This is a genomic window from Pseudomonas sp. D3-10, from assembly GCF_051132175.1.
Lineage (GTDB): Bacteria > Pseudomonadota > Gammaproteobacteria > Pseudomonadales > Pseudomonadaceae > Aquipseudomonas.
In genome coordinates this window covers 5,040,566-5,061,559 of record NZ_CP071668.1, presented here as the reverse complement: position 1 = coordinate 5,061,559, position 20,994 = coordinate 5,040,566, and the positions used below count along the sequence as shown (strand labels likewise).

At 62.2% G+C, this 20,994-nt stretch carries 17 protein-coding genes; 11 read left to right on the top strand and 6 right to left on the bottom strand.

Annotation, left to right across the window (positions count from 1 at the left end; genetic code table 11):
- Nucleotides 1–24 precede the first annotated feature (24 nt).
- From J3P90_RS22925 to cyoD, 11 genes are all read left to right on the top strand, one after another.
- Nucleotides 25–1,734, top strand: a complete 1,710-nt coding sequence (locus tag J3P90_RS22925; protein WP_434562086.1) for a DUF2138 domain-containing protein — start codon at nt 25–27, stop codon at nt 1,732–1,734.
- Nucleotides 1,719–2,378 (top strand): DUF1175 domain-containing protein, encoded by a 660-nt coding sequence (locus J3P90_RS22920; protein WP_420767564.1) that lies wholly within the window; start codon nt 1,719–1,721, stop codon nt 2,376–2,378. The genes J3P90_RS22925 and J3P90_RS22920 overlap by 16 nt, the downstream gene beginning before the upstream one ends.
- Entirely contained in the window at nt 2,375–6,943 is a 4,569-nt protein-coding gene (locus tag J3P90_RS22915; RefSeq protein WP_434676599.1) for an alpha-2-macroglobulin family protein, read from the top strand. Before J3P90_RS22920 ends, J3P90_RS22915 begins: the two co-directional genes overlap by 4 nt.
- 1 nt (nt 6,944) lies before the next feature.
- On the top strand, nt 6,945–8,564 hold the full coding sequence (locus J3P90_RS22910) for a DUF2300 domain-containing protein (protein ID WP_434675442.1): 1,620 nt from the start codon (nt 6,945–6,947) through the stop codon (nt 8,562–8,564).
- Nucleotides 8,565–8,567: 3 nt separating this feature from the next.
- Entirely contained in the window at nt 8,568–9,398 is an 831-nt protein-coding gene (locus J3P90_RS22905) for a YfaP family protein (protein ID WP_434675441.1), read from the top strand.
- 271 nt (nt 9,399–9,669) lie between these two features.
- Complete coding sequence (locus tag J3P90_RS22900; RefSeq protein WP_434675440.1) at nt 9,670–10,554, top strand: MBL fold metallo-hydrolase; 885 nt, start codon at nt 9,670–9,672, stop codon at nt 10,552–10,554.
- A gap of 163 nt (nt 10,555–10,717) precedes the next feature.
- Nucleotides 10,718–10,960: a YdcH family protein gene (locus tag J3P90_RS22895; RefSeq protein ID WP_420767568.1), complete on the top strand. Its 243-nt coding sequence runs from the start codon at nt 10,718–10,720 to the stop codon at nt 10,958–10,960.
- Between the two features lie 14 nt (nt 10,961–10,974).
- Nucleotides 10,975–11,901, top strand: a complete 927-nt coding sequence (cyoA, locus tag J3P90_RS22890; protein WP_420767569.1) for a ubiquinol oxidase subunit II — start codon at nt 10,975–10,977, stop codon at nt 11,899–11,901.
- Between the two features lie 22 nt (nt 11,902–11,923).
- The gene (gene cyoB / locus J3P90_RS22885; protein ID WP_434675439.1) at nt 11,924–13,897 is read left to right on the top strand and encodes a cytochrome o ubiquinol oxidase subunit I; all 1,974 of its coding nucleotides are present in this window, start codon (nt 11,924–11,926) and stop codon (nt 13,895–13,897) included.
- Nucleotides 13,898–13,899: 2 nt separating this feature from the next.
- Nucleotides 13,900–14,514 (top strand): cytochrome o ubiquinol oxidase subunit III, encoded by a 615-nt coding sequence (gene cyoC / locus J3P90_RS22880; protein ID WP_434609307.1) that lies wholly within the window; start codon nt 13,900–13,902, stop codon nt 14,512–14,514.
- Nucleotides 14,514–14,843, top strand: coding sequence for a cytochrome o ubiquinol oxidase subunit IV (gene cyoD, locus J3P90_RS22875; RefSeq protein ID WP_434675438.1), 330 nt, complete (start codon nt 14,514–14,516; stop codon nt 14,841–14,843). The genes cyoC and cyoD overlap by 1 nt, the downstream gene beginning before the upstream one ends.
- 142 nt (nt 14,844–14,985) lie before the next feature.
- Here the strand turns inward: cyoD and J3P90_RS22870 are convergent, their stop codons facing one another.
- The 6 genes from J3P90_RS22870 to J3P90_RS22845 form a co-directional block, all read right to left on the bottom strand.
- The gene (locus J3P90_RS22870; RefSeq protein ID WP_039594237.1) at nt 14,986–15,918 is read right to left on the bottom strand and encodes a phosphatidate cytidylyltransferase; all 933 of its coding nucleotides are present in this window, start codon (nt 15,916–15,918) and stop codon (nt 14,986–14,988) included.
- Between the two features lies 1 nt (nt 15,919).
- Nucleotides 15,920–16,540 (bottom strand): lysophospholipid acyltransferase family protein, encoded by a 621-nt coding sequence (locus J3P90_RS22865; RefSeq protein WP_434562094.1) that lies wholly within the window; start codon nt 16,538–16,540, stop codon nt 15,920–15,922.
- Between the two features lie 196 nt (nt 16,541–16,736).
- On the bottom strand, nt 16,737–17,201 hold the full coding sequence (locus tag J3P90_RS22860) for a hypothetical protein (protein WP_434649915.1): 465 nt from the start codon (nt 17,199–17,201) through the stop codon (nt 16,737–16,739).
- Nucleotides 17,198–18,535 (bottom strand): phosphatase PAP2/dual specificity phosphatase family protein, encoded by a 1,338-nt coding sequence (locus tag J3P90_RS22855; protein WP_434675437.1) that lies wholly within the window; start codon nt 18,533–18,535, stop codon nt 17,198–17,200. The genes J3P90_RS22860 and J3P90_RS22855 overlap by 4 nt, the downstream gene beginning before the upstream one ends.
- Complete coding sequence (locus tag J3P90_RS22850; protein WP_434675436.1) at nt 18,535–20,292, bottom strand: bifunctional alpha/beta hydrolase/class I SAM-dependent methyltransferase; 1,758 nt, start codon at nt 20,290–20,292, stop codon at nt 18,535–18,537. Before J3P90_RS22850 ends, J3P90_RS22855 begins: the two co-directional genes overlap by 1 nt.
- Nucleotides 20,293–20,302: 10 nt before the next feature.
- Nucleotides 20,303–20,926: a CDP-alcohol phosphatidyltransferase family protein gene (locus J3P90_RS22845; protein ID WP_420767576.1), complete on the bottom strand. Its 624-nt coding sequence runs from the start codon at nt 20,924–20,926 to the stop codon at nt 20,303–20,305.
- Nucleotides 20,927–20,994 lie beyond the last annotated feature (68 nt).

The window sequence follows — 20,994 nt, the reverse complement described above, 5'->3', positions numbered from 1 at the left end:
ACGGATGAATAGGCCCTTGTGAATATGAGCGACAACACTGCTTCCCCGACCACGCCGACACCTGTCGCCAAACCTGGGCGCCGTTGGCCGGCGATTCTGATCGGGCTGTGCCTGGTGGCCGGCGCTGCCGCCGGGTTGGGCTGGTTCATGACCAAGCCCAAGGCCCCGCCCATGGCGCTGGCGTTGGAAAAACTCGGCGTGAGTCGTCCCGACGGCTTGATCGAGGCGCATTCCCTGAGCCAGTTGCCCAAGGACCTGTTAACGGTGCCGTTTCTCAAGGCCACGCTCACCGAAGATTTTGTCTTCTATTACGAAGCCCACGCCGACCGTCTCGGCCTGATCGGCAGCCTGCGCCGGATCATCTACGAGCATGACCTCAAGCTGCAGGACAGCCTGATCGAGCAGCTTTTCGACCAGCCGGCGGACGTGGCCTTGTGGCGCGGGGCGGACGGTCGTCTCAAGGATTTCCTGCTGGTGATGGATCGCGGCGGGTTGGCCAAGGTCCTGGAACCGCTGGCGAAAGTCGCCCTGGATGACACCCAGTTGAGCAAGCTCGGCGACCTGAAGGTGAGCGGCGATGAGGTCGCGCTCTATCAACTGAGCTATAACGCCAGCAAATCCCTGGTTTTCGCCTCCCACGGCGACAAACTCGTCGTGCTCTCCAACCCGAGCAAGCTGTACGACCAAGGCCATGGCCCTACCGATGAAGCCGGCATGGTTTCGACCCAGGCCTTAGAAGCCCTGCTGGCGGGGGAAAAACTCTTCCCCGAAGCATTCGGCCTGGCGGCCAAGGCACCCGAGGTCAAGCAGCGCATCTCGGTCAACGCCAGTGTGCTTGCCATGGGCTACCAGCGTTTCATCCCGAACTTCGCCGGCTTGCGCTTCGACATGGACGACAAGGGCTGGCACAGCTTTTTGGCCATGGACGAACTGGAAAACCAGCCGGACTTCGATTTCAAGCCGATCTGGCAAGCCATGCCCATGGGCGCCAGCGCCTGCGTAGCGTTGCCCCTGGCCGCCGAGCAGCAGAAACCGTTGCTGGTGAAACTGGGCGCCGAGGAAAAAGCCGCCCAGGCCATGGTTGATCATGTGGCGGGCGCGGCGGGCCTGTGCTGGTACGCCGATTCTCGCCTGTACACGCCATTGCTGGTGGCGAGCCTGAACGAAGACGATGGCAAGCTCGACGCCGATTTGGGCAACCTGTTTGGTTCGATGGTGGGGGCGTATGAAAACAACGTCGCTGAACACGCGTTCCCGGTGGTAGAGAAACAACAAGGTTCGACGCACCAATGGCAACGCCAGGTCAGCACCAACTTCGGCCCTTACGCGGCCAAAGAGGCGGAGCAGCCTGAAGCGATCACCGGCAAGGCGTTCATGCGCGTGAGCCTGGCGCGCCACGGTTCGACGTTGCTGTTCTCCCTTGATGACAAGCTGGTCGACAAAGCCCTCGGTACCCTCGACAAGCGCTTCCCGCCCATGGCCGACGTGGTGCCCAAGGACTTGCTGATGCCGGTCTACTTCGGCCCGGATTCCATGGCGCAACTGATGCAACGCGAAACCCTCGACAGCCTGCCTCAAGACATGGAGCCGGTGTTCTACAACGCCGCGCAAACCTATCTGATCCCTAAACTGCGCACCCTCGGTGGCTATGGCAAATACGCCCTGACATTGCCTGAAGGCAGCGAGCCGGACGGTCGCTGGCAGTGGTTGCCGCTGGAATGGAAAGCGCTGTGACGGGATTGATTCGCAACCGCGCATGGGCGTTGCTGCTGGCTTTGCTGCTCGGCGGGCCGGCGCTTGCCGTCGAGGCGCCGGCGCTGGATGCACAGCAATCCCAAGTCTTTCGCGCCTGGTTCGTGCGCATCGCCCAGGAACAGCTGACCAAAGGCCCGAGCCCGCGCTGGTACCAGCAGGACTGCGCCGGGCTGGTGCGTTTCGCGGCCAACGAAGCGCTCAAGGTCCACGATGAAAAATGGCTGCGCAGCAATGGCTTGTCCAATCGCTACCTGCCGCCGGAACTGCCCCTCAGCGATGCGCAACGGCGTCTCGCCCAGCAATGGCAACAGGGCGGCGGCAAGATCGGGCCCTACGTCAATGCGATCAAGCTGATCCAGTTCAACAGCCGCCTGGTGGGCCGGGATGTCACCCAGGCCCGCCCCGGCGACCTGATGTTCTTCGATCAGGGCGACGATCAACACTTGATGATCTGGATGGGCCGCTACATCGCCTATCACACCGGCACCACCACCCCAACCGACAACGGCATGCGCTCCGCAAGCCTGCAACAACTCATGAACTGGAAGGACACCCGATGGATACCCGACGCAGCCAACCCCAACTTCATCGGCGTCTATCGACTCAACTTTCTCACCCAATGACCGGTGCCCGCATGCTGCGCTTGTGTTCGAAACTGCCCCTGCTGTTTGCTCTGTTGTTGGCGCCCCTCGTGAATGCCGAAGACACCGTGGAGCCCAGCGGCTATACGCCGGTGTCCGGCGAAAGCTTTTTCCTGCTGGCCGACAGCAGCTTCGCCAGCGACGAGCAGGCGATGGTCCGCCTCGAAGCCCCGGGGCGTGATTACCGACGGTTTCGCATGGAGCCCTACGGCGGTGCTGATATCCGGGTCTATCGGATCGAAAAGCCGTTGGAGTTCCTCAAGCGCCAAAAGAACCTCCACAGGGTGGTCAGCGACGGCCAGTTCAAGGGTGAAGGCCTGTCCAACACCCTCGCGTACCTGTGGGACAACTGGTACCGCAAATCCCGTCGCGTGATGCAGCGGGCGTTCTCCTACGAATCCCGCCAGCAGGTTACCGAAGAGGTGCCGGAGCTGAAGATCGGCAACGCCCTGATCGCGCCGACGCCATACGATGCGCCGGCGCAATTCGCCTTGATCCCCGGTTTGCCGGTGGTCAGCCAGTTCCGCTATCCGCTGTGGCAGGCCAAGCCGATCCAGCCGCCAGCCGGCGTCAACCTGGCCGGTTCGTCCAGCGAGTTCGTCAGCGTCGCGCCGGGTAACGTCTACGTGCCGTTGGGGCAGTTGAAACCGGGCCTGTACCTGGTGGAAGCGCTGATTGGCAAATACCGCGCGACCACCATGGTTTTCGTGTCCAATACCGTGGCCGTAAGCAAGATCGCCGGGGACGAATTGCTGGTCTGGGCCGCGCGCAAGCATGAAGGGCGCTCGGTACCCAAGGTCAATGTGCTGTGGACCGACGGCCTGGGCGTGATGAGCAGCGGTGCCACTGATGAAGACGGCCTGGTGCGTCTCAAGCACGTCAGCCCGGAGCGTTCGTTTGTCATCGGTGAAGACGAAGAGGGCGGAGTATTCGTCTCGGAAAACTTTTACTACGACAGCGAAATCTACGACACCAAGCTCTACGCCTTCACTGACCGGCCGCTGTACCGGCCAGGAGATTGGGTGTCGCTGAAAATCGTCGGTCGCGAGTTCAAGAACGCCCGCGACTCGGTGCAACCAGCGGCCGCCGACGTCAACGTCAGCGTGCTCGATGCCACCGGCACGGCGTTGCAAACCCTGGCCCTGACGCTCGATTCCAAGGCCGGTACACAAGGTCGTTTCCAACTGCCGGAAAATGCCGTGGCCGGTGGTTATGAATTGCGCTTCAGCTACAAGGACCAGCTCTACAGCAGCGCCTTCCGCGTGGCCGAATACATCAAGCCGCATTTCGAGATCGCGCTGAACCTGGCCAAGCAGGATTACCGCACCGGTGAGCCGGTCAAGGGCAATCTGGTGCTGCTGTACCCGGACGGCAAGCCAGTGGCGAACGCCAAGGTCAGCCTGAGCCTGCGGGCCCAGCAGTTGTCGATGGTGGATAACGAGCTGCAATACCTTGGGCAATTCCCGGTCGAGCTGACCAGCAGCGAAGTGACCACCGATGACAAGGGCAACGCCACGCTCGATTTGCCGGCCGCCGACAAACCGAGCCGCTACACGCTCACGGTGTTCGCCAGTGATGGCGCGGCGTATCGGGTCAAGACCACCAAGGAAATCCTCATCGACCGCGGCGCGGCGAATTTCCGCCTGGGCGCGCCTCGACGTTTCAGCGCAGCCGGCGAGAAAGTCGCGTTCAGCTACGCCAACGAAGGGGGCAGCGAACAAAGCAAGGCCGTGACACCGGGCAGCTACGCCTGGGTGCGTCTGGAAGACCAGACCACCGGCGAAGGCAAGCTCGCCGCCAACGACAAGGGCTTCAGCCTGACCTTCGACCGTCCCGGCACCTACAACCTCACGCTCAAGGACGATCATGGACGGGCCATCGGCGCGACCAGCCATGCGGTGACGGGCGAAGGCATCAAGGCCGTGCCGGGCACGGTCGAAATCGTCCTCGATAAAGCCGAGTACAAGACCGGTGACGAAGCCCTGGCGCTGATCACCTTCCCGGAGCCGGTCAGCGACGCGCTGTTGTCACTGGAGCGGGACAAGGTCGAGGCCACCGCGATGCTCTCCAAGGGCGCCGACTGGCTGAAGATGGAAAAACTCAGCGATACCCAGTACCGCGCACGCATCGCCGTGAAGGATCATTTCGCGCCGAACCTGACCTTCTCCGTGCTGTACACCAAGGGCGGCCAGTACAGTTTCCAGAACGCAGGCATCAAGGTCGTCGCGCCGCAGATCGACGTAGCGATCACCACCGACAAAGCGACCTATCGCCCCGGCGACACGGTGACCGTCGACCTGGGCACCCAGTTCGCAGGCAAGGCGATCCCGGCGCACCTGACCGTCAGCGTTGTCGATGAGATGGTCTACGCGCTGCAACCGGAAGTCGCGCCAACCATCGACCAATTCTTCTATCACCCGCGCCGCAACAACGTGCGCACCAGCGCCAGCCTGTCGTTCATCAGCTACGACGTGGCACTGCCGGGCAGCCCCGGCGCGCCGGGCAAGGCCAACCGCAGCGAGCGCGGGGTCAAGGTGCTGGAGCGGCCGCGTCGCGAAGATGTCGACACCGCAGCCTGGCAACCGGAGCTGGTCACTGACGCCAACGGCAAGGCCCGCTTCACCTTCAAGATGCCTGACTCTTTGACCCGCTGGCGCATCACCGCCAAGGCAATCGCGGACGACGGCCAGGTGGGCCAGAAGAAGCAATTCATCGCGTCGGAAAAACCGCTGTACCTGAAGTGGAGCGGCCCGACCCGCTTCCGCACGGGCGACAAGCCGCAATTGGGCCTGTTCACTTTCAGTCAGTCCGAGAAACCTTTGAAAGCCGAGCTGCTGATCCGCTACGCCGGCGCCGAACAGCGCGTGGTGGCGGAACTGAAAAATGGCATCAACTACGTAGCGTTGCCGGCCCTGGAACTGAGTAGCGGCGACTTGAGCGTCCAGTTGCAGTTGAACGGTGAGACCCAGGACTCCCTGGCCATGCACCTCAATGCCATCGGCAACGGTTGGCAAGTCACCCAGGGCCAGCGCCTCGATGTGGCCGGCGGCGACACACCACTGAACCTGCCGGCCGACGCCAGCGATATCCGCCTGCGCCTGGACGATAGCCCGCAAGCGCTGTTCCGTTCTGCCCTGGACGAATTGCTGAGCTACCCGTACGGCGGCGTCGAGCAGACGGCCAGCCGCCTGTTGCCATTGAGCATCGCGTATCCAACCCTGGCGTCGAACCCGCAGATCCGCGACCGCTTGCGGTTGATCATGCAGAACAGCCGCTTGCGCCTGGTGCAGATGGCCGGGCCGTCGGCGAGCTTCACCTGGTGGGGCCAGGACGGCGAGCCGGATGCATTCCTCACCGCTTATGCCTATTACGCCGACTGGCACGCCAGCAAGGCTTTGGACCTGAACCTGCCGGCGGAACACTGGCAGCGGGTGCTGGAGGTCTATGCCAAGCAGGCCGCTGACACGCCGCTGTTGCAGCGGGCGTTGATCCTGTCGTTCGCCAAGCAGATGCAACTGCCGGTGAATACCTTGCTCAGCGGGCTGATGGACGACCTGGCGAAAGCCAGTGAAGACAGCACCGAGAGCGTGCTGGACAGCGGTGAAGACAGCCTGGTCATGTACGCGCCGGATTCGGCCCTCGGCCTGGCCAGCGCCCGGGTGCTGACCGCATCCCTCGCCAAGCAGGCGAAGGTGCCGTTGCCCGCAGCGTTCAGCCGTCAGGCCGAGGCCGCGCAACAGCAGTTGGAGCTGAGCTCGCAGCCGTTCGTGGAAGCACTGCTGCTGTCGTTGCAGGGCTTCGATCAGGCCCGCGCCAGTGCATTGCTGGAGCGCGTGCTGCCGCAGCAATCCACCTTGGAACGCGCGTTGGCCCTGACCTGGCTGCAACGCAGCATCGAACAGGCCGCGCCGGCCGTGGCATTGACGCCGGGCGAAGGTTGGAAAGCCCAGCAAGGCGCCACGGGTGAAACCTACTGGCAATGGCAGGGCGCGCAGTTGCCGACCTTGCTGACGCTCAGCGGCGCCCAGGAGCGTCCGTTGCAAGCGGCATTGAGCTTCCAGAGTCAGCAAGCGCTCGTCGCGCCGATGGCGGTGTCCATCACCCGTCGCCTGTCGCGCCTGGTGCCGGGCGACGAGGCTTTCACGTTCAAGCTTGAAGCCGTGGGCAACAAGCCGTTGTCCAGCGACGCCCTCTACCTGGATGAAGTGATCATCAACAGCAAGGCCGCGACACCGCTGCGCTACGGCATGCTCGAAGTGCCGTTGCCACCGGGCGCCGATGTGGAGCGCACCACGTGGGGCATCCAGTTGATGGGCAAGGCCGACAGCGAGCCAACTTCCCTGGAAAAGGCGCGCTTCGAGCCGGGCCAGATGGCCTACGCGGTACCGGTCGATGCCCTCAGTGGCGAGTTGCGCCTGCGACATTTGGTGCGCTTCTCCCAGAAGGGTCAGTTCACCTTGCCGCCGGTGCGTTTCACCCAGGTCTATGCGCCACAGAACCAGGCGCGGGAACAGAAACCGGCGCTGGGTCAGGTGACGGTCAACTGACATGCGCAGGGCTTGGGGCTGGTGGTGGTTGTGCCTGATTCCTGCGCTGACGACAGCGCAGGAGGAGCCGTTGCGCCTGGCCTTCGACGGTCAACTGTTGCGGGTGAGCCAGACCCAGGTGCTGGATCGCCAGCCGTTGACCAATTCCTTGCAGGCACCGTTGGGCAGTTTGTGGAAACTCTTCGTCTACGCCTGGCTGGTGGACACCGATGCTCGCGAGCCGGTTTACGAATGCCGCGGCGAATCGAAGGAAGAGGTCTATTGCTGCAACGCTGGGCAGAGCATCGGCCGCGATCAGGCGCTGGTGAAGTCCTGTGGTTTGTATTTCGAACCCCAGCGACTCGGGATTTCCGCGCCGGGATGGCGTGATTACTGGCAGGCGCGCCAGGCGCCGAAATGGTTGTTGGACCTGCCGACCTTGCAGCCGCAAACCCAGGTGCCGGTGGCCGAACTGCTCAAGGCGCTGGCGATGCTACCGGCTCAGGAGCAGGCCCGTCGGGTATTGCTCGACGTGGTGCTCGGCGCGGCGGATGGTCGGTTGGTCGGCCAGTTGGGCGCTCGCCTGCGGGTCAAGACCTGGAGTTGGTTGGGCGACCAGGGGCCCTCGTCGCGCCAAGGCGGTTTCGCCGGTTGGCTGGCTGATGGCACCCCGGTGTGGGCCGGTGGCCGCGGCACCAGTCAGCAGGTCCTGAAGAAATACGGCGATGGCTTGGCCACGGCGCTGCCGTCCCGCTGGCCTGTGGACACCGGACGCTGCGTGGAAGTCGACCTGTTTGCCCGTTACCCGTTGCAACGGGTGATGGCTGGCGAGCGACCCGCCACGCCGGGCCAGTTGCGCGGCGACTACCGCGTCGAGTTCACCAACGGTAACCAGCTGGACATCCACAGCGACGGCGAACTGTTCCTGCTGCCGGGCAAACTGGTGGCGCGACTGGACCGGGAGGAGTACGTCGCCCGGGTCCTGCAACGCGAAGCCAAGGCCGAACCCGCCGAAGCGGCCAAAGCCCTGGCCGTGGCGATTCGCACCTACCTGCTGCAAAACGCCCAGCGCAACGGCGATTGCCTGAGCATCGACGACAGCAGCCATCGCCAGCGCGTCGCGCCACGTCCGGCGGCGCCTGAAACCCGGGCCATTGCCGCTTGGACCAGCGACCTGGTCCTGGCTGGCACCGACGTCACTTATCACTCCGATCAACCCGGCCCGGACAAACTATCCTGGGCCCAAGCCGTCGAACAAGCCCACGACGGCCAGCGTTACGACGCGATCCTGCTGCATGCCTATCCGCGCGCGAGCCTCAGCCGTTGGGACAATCCGGTGGCATCCTGCCAAGCATTGCCCGCCGCCCAGGAATGGTTGCTGAAGCAGCGACGTGGCTGGCGTCAACGCTTGGAAAGCGAAGTGGGCTACAACGAAATCAGTTCCTTCGCGGTGTGCCGCGTCGCCTTCGGCCGGCCGTATGTGGACCGCGAGCGCCAGCGCATCTACGTGCGCGGCGTGCTGTCGCTGCAAGACCGCCTCGACCTGACCCATGAATATCTGCACCTGGCCTTTGAAGCTCACCCCAACGGCCAGGACGAAACCTATATCGAAGGGCTCGCCCGTCACCTCTTGCTGGAATAGACCATGACACTCCGTTATCCACAGGTCTTGCTGTTGCTTTGCGGCCTCGCTGCGTTGCCATCGGCCATGGCCGCCGACCCGATCAAGCTAGAAACCCCAGTCGGCGGCTGGCGCAGCGGCGCGCCGGGCGGCGAGGGCGAAAGCTTCAGCCAGACCGTCAACTACCCGGCCTCGTCCGTCAACACGCCCCAGGGCCAGGCGAATACGGCGCGCATCAGCGGTCAGATCAAAGGCACGCCGAAGAGCAATGAGCCAGGCCAACTCATCGTCAACGGTGTGAGCCTGCCGTTGAAGGTTGATGAGCAAGGCCGCTTCGATCGGCCGTTCTCGTTCCCCAACGGCAGCAACAGCGTGGAAGTGCGCAGCGCCGATGGCCAGCAGCGCCACCGCACGCAATTCCTCAACACCAGCGGCGGCGCGACCCCGGCCAAGCTGCGGGTATTGCTGACCTGGGACAGCGATGGTACCGACCTGGACCTGCACCTGGTTACGCCCGACGGCGCCCACATCTGGTACGGCGACCGCGCCGTCGCCAATGGCGCCGCCCTCGACGTCGACGTCACCACCGGCTACGGCCCGGAAATCTTCGCCATGCCCGCGCCGATCAAAGGCCAATACCTGGTGTATGTGAACTACTACGGCGGCGGTTATCGCAGTGACGAGGATGAAGAAGGCGATGGCGAACAAGTCGAACAGGCGCAACAGGCCCTGACCACGGCGAAAGTTACCGTCATCACCGAAGAAGGCACGCCGAGCGAGAAGATGGAAACCTTCGTGGTGCCCATGCGGGCGGTGGGGGAGCTGACGTTGGTGAAGAGCTTCAGCTACCCATAAACCTGTGGTTATGATCCCTTTGGTGAGGGAGCGCTCAAACACCAAAATACCCGTGGGAGCGAGCCTGCTCGCGAAGACGAGGGCACATTCAACATCAATGCAAGCTGACCCAGCGCTTTCGCGAGCAGGCTCGCTCCCGCCCAATCCGTGGTTTGGCCAGGCATGGGCACCGCCTGTCGCCTTTGCGGAATTGAGCCTGTCGCCTTCCTGTCGATTTCTTAGAGTCCGGAAATAACCCGAAATCGACGCGCCATTCGTGCAGGAGGCCTCCATGCATATCCACCACCTCAACTGCGGTTGCATGTGCCCGGTGGGCGGAAAGCTGTTCGACGGTTACAGCCGGGGGCTGACGGCGTGCCTGGTGTGTCATTGCCTGTTGATTGAAACCGACACCAACGGTCTGATACTGGTGGACACCGGTTTTGGCCAGCGCGATGTGCAGACGCCCGAGCGTCTGAGTCGTTTTTTCCGCGCGTTCAACAACATCAAGTTCGAGCATCGCCTCACTGCGTTGGAGCAAGTGCGGCGGCTGGGCTTCGATGCCAACGACGTGCGGCACATTCTTGTTACCCATCTGGATTTCGACCACGCCGGCGGGCTGCAGGATTTTCCCCAGGCCCGGGTTCACGTCATGCGCGACGAAATGGCGGCGGCCCGCACCGCCGACACTTGGATCAGTCGACGCCGGTTCCAGGCGCGTCAGTGGCAGGGCGTCGATAACTGGGAGTTTTATGCTCCGGATGGCGACACCTGGTTCGGATTCGACTCGGTGCGCGCATTAATCGGCGCGGAAGAAGAGGACATTTTCCTGGTGCCGCTCCAAGGCCACACGGCCGGGCACGCGGGCATTGCCGTGCGCACGTCCGACGGCTGGTTGCTGCACGCCGGCGATGCCTATTTTTTTCACGATGAAGTCCATCAAGCCGAGCGTCGCTGTCCGCCGGGGCTGAAGTTTTATCAATACATGATGGACACCTATCGTTCGGCGCGGATGCGCAATCAGCAACGGCTGCGGGAGCTGGCACGGGTCCAGGATGGGCACGTGGAAATTTTCTGCAGTCACGATGCCAAGGAATGGGAGCGGGCCGTCCAGCAGCACCCGGTCCGTGTCGATTCCAGTGCAATGCCGTCGGCCACCGGCAAACAATCTTCCTGACCCGATCCAAGTCAAAACGACTCTTCCCTTTGCCCACGTCTCGTGGGCTTTTTTTTGTTCACGATGCCGTTCGTCACCGTTTCCAGATGTTTCTTTCAACTTAGCCGAAGGGGCCAATTCTAAAAATCGTGTACCCCAACAACACCGTTAAAAGGAGAAGGCCATGCCTGCTTCTCATGATCTTTATCAGGATTTGAATTGCAGCAAAGAGGCGGTTCAACAACGTCGTCAGCAGGATCCGGAACTTGATCGCCTGCTCGATGAATACACGGATTTGGATAACCAAGTGCTAGCGGCCGAATCGATTTCGGCGGGCAATGTCGAGGGTGACGATATCCGTAAGCTCAAGGAACAGCGCCTGTCGATCAAAGACAAGATCGCGCAGCAACTGGCAAACACTCAATAAGCGAAGCGTAAGACATGCGAACTCGACTGCCTTGTTACTTATCAAGGTTGTTGCTGGTCGGCGGGATGCTGTTGCTCGGCGGTTGCGACATGGTGTTGTTCAATCCCAAGGGACAGGTCGGCGTTGACCAACGCAACTTGATCATTCTCTCGACGCTGTTGATGTTGCTGGTGGTGGTGCCGGTCATCGTCATGGCGTTCGTCTTTTCGGTGAAGTACCGCGCTTCCAACACAAAGGCGAAATACACGCCGGAGTGGGCGCATTCGCGAAAGATCGAAACGGTGGTCTGGGGTGTCCCGCTGGTGATCATCATCATTCTGGGCGTGGTCACCTGGAAGTCCACCCATGCGCTGGACCCTTACCGGCCGCTGGATTCGGACGTGAAGCCGCTGGTGGTGCAGGTCATCGCGGCGGATTGGAAGTGGGTCTTCATCTATCCGGAACTGGGGATCGCTACGGTCAACGAGTTGGCGATGCCGCTGGACACACCGGTGAACTTTCGCGTGACGTCCGACGGTGCCATGACCTCGTTTTTCATACCGGCACTGGGCGGGCAGATCTACGCCATGGCCGGCATGCAGACCCAACTGCACCTGATTGCCAACGAGGCCGGGGAATACCGGGGCATCGCCGCCAACTACAACGGCCCGGGTTTTTCCGACATGCACTTCCGAACCCTGGCCACCGATGCGGCGGGCTTCGACAAGTGGGTCGCCGACGTCCGCGCAGGGCAAGGGCGGTTGGACAAGGACAGTTACGCCCGACTCGCCCGACCCACGGTCAAGCACCCGGTGGAGCACTACGCCTCGGTCCAGCCGGACTTGTTCCAGAGCATCATCGATAAGTACGAAGGCATGAACCGATCCCGTGAGGTCGAGCATCGCATGGAGCACATGCAAGGCAGCATCGAATCACCCGTCGGGGCCCCGCAAGGGCAGTAACAAGATCCTGGAGTAGAACAGCATGTTTGGAAAACTCAACCTTGAGGCGATCCCGACGGATGAGCCCATCATCATGTGGACCCTCGCGGTGGTGGGGCTGGTCGCCTTGGCGGGCATCGGCGCCATCACCTTCCGCCGCAAATGGACGTACCTGTGGAAAGAGTGGTTCACCTCGGTCGATCACAAGCGCATCGGCGTGATGTACATCGTCGTGGGCCTGGTGATGCTGCTGCGCGGGTTTTCCGACGCGATCATGATGCGCACGCAGCAGGCGATGGCGTCCGACGGTTCGCCCGGTTACCTGCCACCGGAACACTACGACCAGATCTTCACCGCCCATGGCGTGATCATGATTTTCTTCATGGCGATGCCGTTGGTGGTGGGGTTGATGAACATCGTCGTGCCCTTGCAGATCGGTGCCCGGGACGTTGCGTTCCCGTTCCTCAACGCGTTGAGTTTCTGGCTATTCGTGGCCGGCGCGATGCTGGTGAACATTTCCCTGGCGGTCGGTGAGTTCGCCCGCACCGGTTGGGTCGCTTATCCGCCGTTGTCGGGGCTTTCCTACAGCCCCGGGGTCGGGGTGGACTATTACATCTGGTCATTACAGATATCCGGGGTCGGAACGTTGCTCACCGGGGTGAATTTCTTCGTCACGATCCTGAAAATGCGTACACCGGGTATGACGCTTTTCCGCATGCCGGTGTTCACCTGGACGGTGCTGTGCACGGCGGTGCTGATTCTTGCATCGTTCCCGATTCTTACCGCGACGCTGTTCATGCTCAGCCTCGACCGCTACCTGGACATGCACTTTTTCACCAACGAGCTGGGCGGCAACCCGATGATGTACGTCAACCTCATCTGGGCCTGGGGCCACCCGGAGGTGTACATCCTGATCCTGCCGGCGTTCGGCATCTTTTCCGAGGTGGCGTCCACCTTCAGCCGCAAGCGTCTGTTCGGCTATCACTCGCTGGTGTGGGCGACAATCGTCATCACCATCCTGTCGTTCATCGTCTGGGTGCACCACTTCTTCACGATGGGCTCGGGGGCGAACGTCAACGCCTTCTTCGGCATCATGACCATGATCATCGCCGTGCCTACGGGAGTGAAGATTTTCACCTGGCTGTTCACCATGTACCGCGGGCGAGTTCGCTTTGAAACGCCGATGCTGTGGACGGTGGGCTTCATCGTCACGTTCAGCATCGGTGGCATGACCGGCGTGCTGCTGGCGGTGCCCGGGGCGGATTTCCTGCTGCACAACAGCCTGTTCCTGATCGCCCACTTCCACAACGTGATCATCGGTGGCGCCGTGTTTGGCTACCTGTGCGGCCTGACCTATTGGTTTCCCAAGGCATTCGGCTTCAAGCTCCATGACGGCTTTGGACGGGCGGCGTTCTGGTGCTGGATTGTCGGCTTCTACTTCGCCTTCATGCCGTCCTACTTCCTGGGCTTCATGGGCATGACGCGGCGTTTGAACCACTTTGATGTTCCGCAGTGGCGGCCCTGGCTGGAGCTGGAGTTGATCGGTGTCGGCATCATCCTGTGCGGCGTGGTCTGCCAGATCTTGCAGTTCTACTTCAGCATCCGCCACCGCCACCAGAACCGCGACCTGACGGGCGACCCATGGGACGGTCGCACGCTGGAGTGGTCCACGGCGTCACCGCCGCCGTTCTATAACTTCGCCCAGCAACCGGTGGTGGAGGGCATCGACGCCTATTGGGGCATTAAGGAGCGTGGGCAGAAAACTGCCATCGAAGCCGACTTCCAAGCCATCCACATGCCGCGAAACACCGCCATGGGGCTGGTCATCAGCCTGTTCAGCCTGATCATGTGCTTTGCCCTGGTGTGGCATATCTGGTGGCTGGCCATTGTCGGGTTGGTCGCGACCATCGGCGGCGTGATCTGGCGCAGCGCCGATGACGACATCGATTACTACGTGCCCGCCGAGGAGGTGGCGCGCATCGAAAATCAACGCATCAAGATGTTGGCGGAGGCTTGATCATGTCCAATCTCGTTCAACCCAACGCCACCGCGCCGGAATCCGAACACGGGCACTCGGACGCCAGCTCCATGACCCTGTTCGGGTTCTGGATCTACCTGATGACCGACTGCATCTTGTTCGCAACGCTGTTTGCGACCTATGCGGTACTGGGGCAAAGCGTCGCCGGTGGCCCTGGCGCCGCCGACATTTTCGAATTGCCCTACGTCCTTACGGAAACTTTCATCCTGCTGTTCAGCAGCATCACCTACGGTTTCGCCATGCTCGCGCTGAGCGCTGGCCAGAAGCAAAAAGTGCTGGCCTGGCTCGGCGTGACGTTCCTTCTCGGCCTTGCGTTTATCGGCATGGAAATCCATGAGTTCGAGAAACTCATCGCCGAAGGCTATGGCCCGAACCGCAGTGCCTTCCTCACGGGCTTCTTCACCCTGGTGGGCACTCACGGCCTGCACGTCGCCACCGGGCTGTTGTGGATGGCTGTCGTTATGTTCCAGGTTCAACGCAAAGGCCTGACCACCGTCAACGCGACCCGCATGGGCTGCCTGAGCCTGTTCTGGCACTTCCTAGACGTGGTGTGGATTTGTGTGTTTACCGTGGTCTATCTGTTTGGAGTGATGTAATGAGCAGTCATCAGAGCAGCGTCGATGCCAGCCATGGCAGCCCAAAATCCTACCTCACCGGGTTCGTGCTGTCGGTCATCCTCACCGTCATCCCCTTCGCCCTGGTGATGTATCCCACATTGCCCAAGCCCGTGACGGCCGGGATCGTGGCGATATTCGCGGTGATCCAGATCGTCGTCCACCTGGTGTATTTCCTGCACCTGAACTTCTCACCGCAGCAACGCTGGAACCTGACGGCGCTGGCGTTCTCAGCGGTGGTGATTGCGCTGCTGGTGGGGCTGTCGCTGTGGATCATGTACAGCGTGCATCACAATATGTTGGCGCATTGAATGTGCACCACACCGCTTTTGTGGCGAGGGAGCTTGCTCCCGCTGGGGCGCGGAGCGGCCCTAAGATCTGGGGGCTGCTGCGCAGCCCAGCGGGAGCAAGCTCCCTCGCCACAGGTAAGCGGTGCCTCAGGACAGGGTTATCTCAAGTCCACCAATACCGAACCAGATGAAAGAAGATCGGCGCGGCGAAGCACACCGAGTCCAAGCGGTCGAGCATGCCGCCGTGGCCTTCGATCATGTGGCCCCAATCCTTCACGCCCCGGTCGCGCTTGATGGCCGACATGACGATGCCGCCGGCAAACCCAAGCAGGTTGATCAGCAAAGCGATAAGGAATGACTGCCAGGGGTTGAACGGCGTGATCCACCACAGCGCGCCGCCGATCAGCGAGGCCAGGAAAATGCCGCCGACAAAACCTTCAACGGTCTTCGATGGCGACAGGTTCGGCGCGATCTTGTGCTTGCCGAACAGCTTGCCGCAGACGTACTGCAACACATCCGAGAGCTGCACCACGATCACCAGGTAGGCGATCAGCAACAGGTTGCGCCCTTCAAAACCTGCAATGTCCAAGGTCAGCAGGGCGGGCACGAAGGAAATGCAGAACACCGCGATCATCAACCCCCACTGCACTTTCGACGCGCGTTCGAGGAAGTGCGTGCTGTCGCCGCCCAGCGACGCGAGGATCGGCAACAGCAGGAACACGTACACCGGAATGAAGATCGAGAACAGCCCGTACCAGTCGTAGTAGATCAGCAGGTATTGCAGCGGCAGTGCCAGGTAAAACGCCGCCACGAGGGCAGGATAGTCACTGCGCCGGGTCGGCGTCAGGGTCAGGAATTCGCGCAACGCGTAGAACGACACGGCGTAGAACAGCAGGATTACCGCCGCGTTGCCGAGCCAGAACGCGATGCCGATCACCAGCACCATGATCCACCAGGCGTTGATCCGCGCGTTGAGGTTCTCGATGACTGAGTTCGGCGCGCCTTTGGTCCGCAGCTTGAGAATGAAACCGATCAACGAAGCCAGCAGCAGAATCGCGCCGATCCCGCCAAACAACATCAAGGTATATCGATCCATGTCAGACGTGCTCCGGGGCCAGTGCCAGCAGCGCGGCACGGCTGCGTTCTAGAAATTGCTCTTTGCTTTCGCCTTCCTCGATGCACAGCGGCGCGCCGAAGCTGGTGGTGCACAGCAGCGGCAAGGGCAGCACGCGGCCCTTGGGCATGACGCGGTTGAGGTTGGCGATCCACACCGGGATTACCTCCACCTCCGGGTGGCTTTTCATTAAGTGGTAGATCCCGCTCTTGAACGGCAGCAGGCCTTCGTCCGGGTTGCGCGTGCCCTCGGGGAAGATGATCAACGAGTCGCCGTTTTCCAGCGCGTCGAGCATCGGCTGCAATGGATTGTAGGCAGGGTCCTTGCGCTCGCGATCCACCAGCACGCCGTTGAACACCCGGTTGATGATGTAGCGGCGCATCGGGCTGGTTTGCCAGTAATCGGCCCCGGCAACCGGGCGGGTGAGCTTGCGTAGCGCCGGTGGCAGCGAGGCCCAGAGCAACACGAAATCACCGTGGCTGCTGTGGTTGGCGAAATAGATCCGCTGTACCGGCGTCGGCGCGCAGCCGAGCCACAGGCTGCGAGCGCCGGTGACCATCCGCGCGGCGGAGGTGATGAGATTGGCGACCACGGGTTCGAACATGAGGATTCCTTGTCCTGAAAGCTTGAAGTTATGCGACATCTATCGCAGGCAAACAATGTGGCGAGGGAGCTTGCTCCCGCTGGGCTACGAAGTAGCCCTAACACTGAGGTCGCGGTTTATCAGGCAGATCATAGGGGAGGGCTTCGCCCTCCAGCGGGAGCAAGCTCCCTCGCCACAAAAGCCATTTATTTCCTGTTTAAGTTCCAAGGTCCGAATAAACCAGCCAGGGACTGGCCAGGACGAAGCTCACCGTCAACAAAGCTTGCGTAAACACCAGCCAGGCTTGGCGGCGAAGCAGGCGCATCGAGCCGTGGCTGCGCTCGGGCCACGACCGCCCGCCACGCTCGGCCGGTTGCAGCCCGAGATTGGCGAGGGCCTCGTCCAATGCTTGGGTGCGTTCGGTCAGTGGCTTGCCGGCATCCGCGACGATTTGAAACAGATCGGCATCAAAGGCCACGCGAAACGCCAGATATTTTTCCTGCATGCCGAGGACGAACACGCCGAAGCTCAGCAACAGCAGCCACGGATCGACGCTGCCCACCAGCCATTGGCCCAGGCCGATCAGCGCCGCCAACAGGGTCAGGCCAGTGGAAAGCTGATCCAGCGAATGACCCCGGCGCAACAAGCTCGCCACGGTGTGCAGTTCGATGTCACTGCTCATGACCATTCCCCGAACCCTGCGGATATTTGCCCCAACGCCTGGCGATGGGCCGGGTGCAGGACGACACGCGGGCGCACACGCTGGATCTGCGCAATGGCTGCGTCGACACTGGCAGCACGGCCAGTGCTTAGCAACCACGCCGCCACGGCGGTGGCGCTGCGCGAATAACCCAAGGCGCAGCAGACCAGCACCGGCCCGTGCTGGCGCAGGTGCTCGATCTTGTGCGCGGCCTCCAGGCATTGCTCGGTGGTCGGTGCGGTCAGGTCGAGCACAGGCAAGGTGCGATAAGCGATTGCCGTGCTGTCCATGGACAACTCGGCGCACAGGTCGAGTACCCCGTTGAACGGGCTGTCCTTCAGCGCTGTCGACGTAGGAATCCGCCCGAGCCAGACGTCATCCATGATCTGGTCAGGTTGCGGGTGCTTGCGCGTCCACAGGCGGGAATTGATCCACGCCGCCATCAGATAAGGCGCCAGCAACCAGCGCACCGCCGGGCTCAGCCGGCCGTCTTCACGTTTCTGGAACCCGCTCGCGCCGAACACCAGATAATTCAGTGCCACCATGAGCAGCGCCACCGCCGGCCATATCAGCCAGAGCCACGCGCCACCGTAGGCAAACGCCGGGATGAACATCGCCGCCGCGCCCAAGCCATAACGCATGGCCAAGCGTCGACGGGCTGGATCGGTCGCCAGGCGCGCACTCAACAGCGGACTTGGCCGGTCCAGCGGCCACAACCAGACACACAACCACCCGGCCAGCGCGCCGGTCGGCACGTCGACGAAATGGTGTTGGTAAGTGGTCAGCACCGACACGCCGATCAACGCGAACCAACCGTGCATCAGCCAACGCCAGACGCCTTGCAGGTGGCGCTCATAACAGACCCAGAGCACCACCAGCAGCGCGATGTGCAGCGACGGCGCCTGGTTGAACGGCTTATCGAAGCCGGCCAGTACGTCAAACATCCAGCCGAACACCCCGTCCATTTCCGGCCGAGGGAAGGTAAAAGTCAGCGGCCAGAGCAGGAAGCAGCTGACGGCAATTCCTTGGGCCGTGAGCAGGCGCAAGGCGTGGCGCTTGAGTTCGTCGCGGCTGTTGGGCAACAGCAGTGATAGGCCGTATAACAGGTCAATCGACCAGTACGGCACGATCGTCCAGGCCATGAACGGCATGTGGCTTTCCCAGCCGAACACCAGGCTGCCGACGTCGTCACGCTGGGCCGTGACCCAGGTGGCGAAGCCGTACGTGGTGAAGAACAGCGGCGCCAGCAACAGCAGCCACAGCACCGCCGGTTTCAGCAGCGCGGGTTCGCGGACCGGAGCGATGACGGCGCTCATTACTGGACCCGCTGCGCCAGCGACACGCTGAAAATGCCCCACTCATCGACACGCAGGGTGATCTTGCGAAAGCCCGCCGCCTCGACCAACTGATCCATTTCCGCCTGGGTGCGCCGACGCATCACCCAGGCCTGGCCGGCGCGGTGGCTGGTCAGGGCGCGGGCGATCAGTTCCAGTTGCGGGTGCCACGGCTGACCGGTGTAGACCAGGAAACCGCCGGGCTCCACCGCTTCGGCCAGGCCCGCGAGGGAGCCGCCAACCATCTGGTTATCGGCGAACAATTCGTACAGGCCGGACACCACGGCGAGGGTCGGCTTGGGCTCCAGCGCCGCCAGGTCCTGGCGGTCGAAGGCATCGCCCTTGACGAATCGGGCGATGTCGCCCAAGCCCTTCTCGACGATCAGCGCACTGCCGTCGCGCACGTTGATGTCGCTGTAGTCGCGCAGCAGGATCGACTCCGGCAACGGGCTGACGCCTTGCAGCGCTTCCAGAATGTAGCGGCCATGACCGGCGGCGATGTCGACGATGCGCACCTCGCGGTCCTGGGCGCGCAACTCGGCCATCGCCAGGCGCAGCAACTCCTCGACGTGCACCTTGCGCTGGCGAATACCGCGCCAACCGATGGAGTTCAGGTAGTTCTGGTCGATCATCTTGCCCAGCGCCGACGTGCCGGTGGGGCGGTTGCGGTAGACGTAGTCCAGGGTGCTGCCGGAGTCGAAACCGGTGTCGAAGCCCAGTTTCACGCCGGCAGACAGCTTGCTGCCAAAGCGCATGCTGGCGCGGGTCATGCGCCAGTAAAGATCACGCAGCGAGTTGTGCGGCAGCGGCGTCGCCAGGGTTTCGGCTTCGGCGCAGGTCACGCCGAGGCGATCGGCGTCCAGCAGGGAAGGGCGCTCCAGCGGGCGGGCAAAATTCTGTAGGATGAAACGACGGGCGCTGGCGATGGCTGGCGCACGGTTCTTTTCGCCCAGAGTGTCGTGGAAGAAGCCCGGCAGGATGTGCTTCTCCTTGTGCAGGCTGCCCAGGCGCTCGAAGAACTGCTCCTGGGGTTTGCGATGCACCACGAAGTCGGAACCGGAGATCAACAGCTGCGTCGGTACCTGGATCGCCTGGGCATCGGCTACAACCCGGTCGGCCGCTTCGTACAGGCCCAGCAGCACGTTCACCGAAATGGCCTTGGTGATCAACGGATCGCTGTCGTAGGACGCCACGCGCTCTGGATCATGGCTGAGGAATTTGGCCTTGACGTAGCTGTTGACGAAAAAGTTGCCACGGAACTTGCGCATCAGCGCCAGGCCCGGCCGGGCGAAAGGCACGTAGAGCTTGACCTTGAACGCCGGCGACGCCAGCACCAGCGAGCGAATGCGCGGCGCGTAGTCGTGGACCCAGGTAGACGCGATCACCGCGCCGACGCTTTGCGCGACCACGGCGATGTTCTGTTCGTCGATCTGGTGCGTGGCGCCGATGTGATCGCAAAAAGTCTGCACGTCACGGGCGCTGGTAGCAAAGCTAGGGCTGTCGCCGCGCTCGCCCGGCGACTGGCCGTGGCCACGTGCGTCCCAGGCGAAAAATTCGAACGCGGGCAGATCCAGCTCATCCACAAGGTGCGCGATGCGCCCCGAGTGTTCATGACCGCGGTGAAACAACAACACAGCCTGACGGGGTTCACCCGCCGTGGCCTCGACAGCCGGCCAGTGCCGGTAGAACAACTCCACGCCGTCGTGGGTGGTGAACGTCAGTTCCTGGGCTTCACGCATTGCAATTTCCTTATGCTGAGGGAGCGTTTTCCGACACCTGGCTCAGGCCATGGCGGACCCGATTGACCAAGGTATAAACGAGCAGGGCGGCAACCACCGCCATCACACCATCAACCCACAGCGCCCCGAGCCAACCCAGGGCAATACCGGTCGCCAGCACGCCAAACACAAACGCGCGGTCACTCTTGCCCATCGGCCCGTCATAGCGCCGCGAAGCCCCGACCATCGCGCCCAGCACGCCAGCGTATTCGCTGAACAACGCCAACAGCGTGACCAACAACACAAGCAACAGGCTGGTATCGGGAAACAGGGCAAAAGGCAGGATCAAGGCCGCGTCGGCGATGATATCGCATAGCTCATTGAGGTAGGCGCCCAGATTCGATTGCTGGCCGAACTCCCGCGCAAGCATGCCATCCACCGCATTCAACGCCATGCGCAGGAACATCCACACCGGCACCAGGACGAAAACCCACGGATGGCTGGCGAACCATGCAATCACCGCCCCCACCAGCACGGAAACGAAGCCGGCGAGCAAGGTCACCTGGTTGGCGGTGATGCCTTTGTCGTAAAGGCGTTGTACGGTGGGACGAAGCAGGTTTTGGAAGGCAGGCTTGAGCTGATAAATGGAAGGCATGTGAAATGAGATCTCGGCCGGATTCGGGGCTGGGCTTGTTCAGCTGCGAGATTACGATAGGTTGAGGC

What these genes read in the sequence shown, in the direction of transcription:
- J3P90_RS22925 (WP_434562086.1), top strand. Translation starts at nt 25, where the DNA reads ATGAGCGACAACACTGCTTCCCCGACCACGCCGACACCTGTCGCCAAA.
- J3P90_RS22920 (WP_420767564.1), top strand. Translation starts at nt 1,719, where the DNA reads ATGGAAAGCGCTGTGACGGGATTGATTCGCAACCGCGCATGGGCGTTG.
- J3P90_RS22915 (WP_434676599.1), top strand. Translation starts at nt 2,375, where the DNA reads ATGACCGGTGCCCGCATGCTGCGCTTGTGTTCGAAACTGCCCCTGCTG.
- J3P90_RS22910 (WP_434675442.1), top strand. Translation starts at nt 6,945, where the DNA reads ATGCGCAGGGCTTGGGGCTGGTGGTGGTTGTGCCTGATTCCTGCGCTG.
- J3P90_RS22905 (WP_434675441.1), top strand. Translation starts at nt 8,568, where the DNA reads ATGACACTCCGTTATCCACAGGTCTTGCTGTTGCTTTGCGGCCTCGCT.
- J3P90_RS22900 (WP_434675440.1), top strand. Translation starts at nt 9,670, where the DNA reads ATGCATATCCACCACCTCAACTGCGGTTGCATGTGCCCGGTGGGCGGA.
- J3P90_RS22895 (WP_420767568.1), top strand. Translation starts at nt 10,718, where the DNA reads ATGCCTGCTTCTCATGATCTTTATCAGGATTTGAATTGCAGCAAAGAG.
- cyoA (WP_420767569.1), top strand. Translation starts at nt 10,975, where the DNA reads ATGCGAACTCGACTGCCTTGTTACTTATCAAGGTTGTTGCTGGTCGGC.
- cyoB (WP_434675439.1), top strand. Translation starts at nt 11,924, where the DNA reads ATGTTTGGAAAACTCAACCTTGAGGCGATCCCGACGGATGAGCCCATC.
- cyoC (WP_434609307.1), top strand. Translation starts at nt 13,900, where the DNA reads ATGTCCAATCTCGTTCAACCCAACGCCACCGCGCCGGAATCCGAACAC.
- cyoD (WP_434675438.1), top strand. Translation starts at nt 14,514, where the DNA reads ATGAGCAGTCATCAGAGCAGCGTCGATGCCAGCCATGGCAGCCCAAAA.
- J3P90_RS22870 (WP_039594237.1), bottom strand. Translation starts at nt 15,918, where the DNA reads ATGGATCGATATACCTTGATGTTGTTTGGCGGGATCGGCGCGATTCTG.
- J3P90_RS22865 (WP_434562094.1), bottom strand. Translation starts at nt 16,540, where the DNA reads ATGTTCGAACCCGTGGTCGCCAATCTCATCACCTCCGCCGCGCGGATG.
- J3P90_RS22860 (WP_434649915.1), bottom strand. Translation starts at nt 17,201, where the DNA reads ATGAGCAGTGACATCGAACTGCACACCGTGGCGAGCTTGTTGCGCCGG.
- J3P90_RS22855 (WP_434675437.1), bottom strand. Translation starts at nt 18,535, where the DNA reads ATGAGCGCCGTCATCGCTCCGGTCCGCGAACCCGCGCTGCTGAAACCG.
- J3P90_RS22850 (WP_434675436.1), bottom strand. Translation starts at nt 20,292, where the DNA reads ATGCGTGAAGCCCAGGAACTGACGTTCACCACCCACGACGGCGTGGAG.
- J3P90_RS22845 (WP_420767576.1), bottom strand. Translation starts at nt 20,926, where the DNA reads ATGCCTTCCATTTATCAGCTCAAGCCTGCCTTCCAAAACCTGCTTCGT.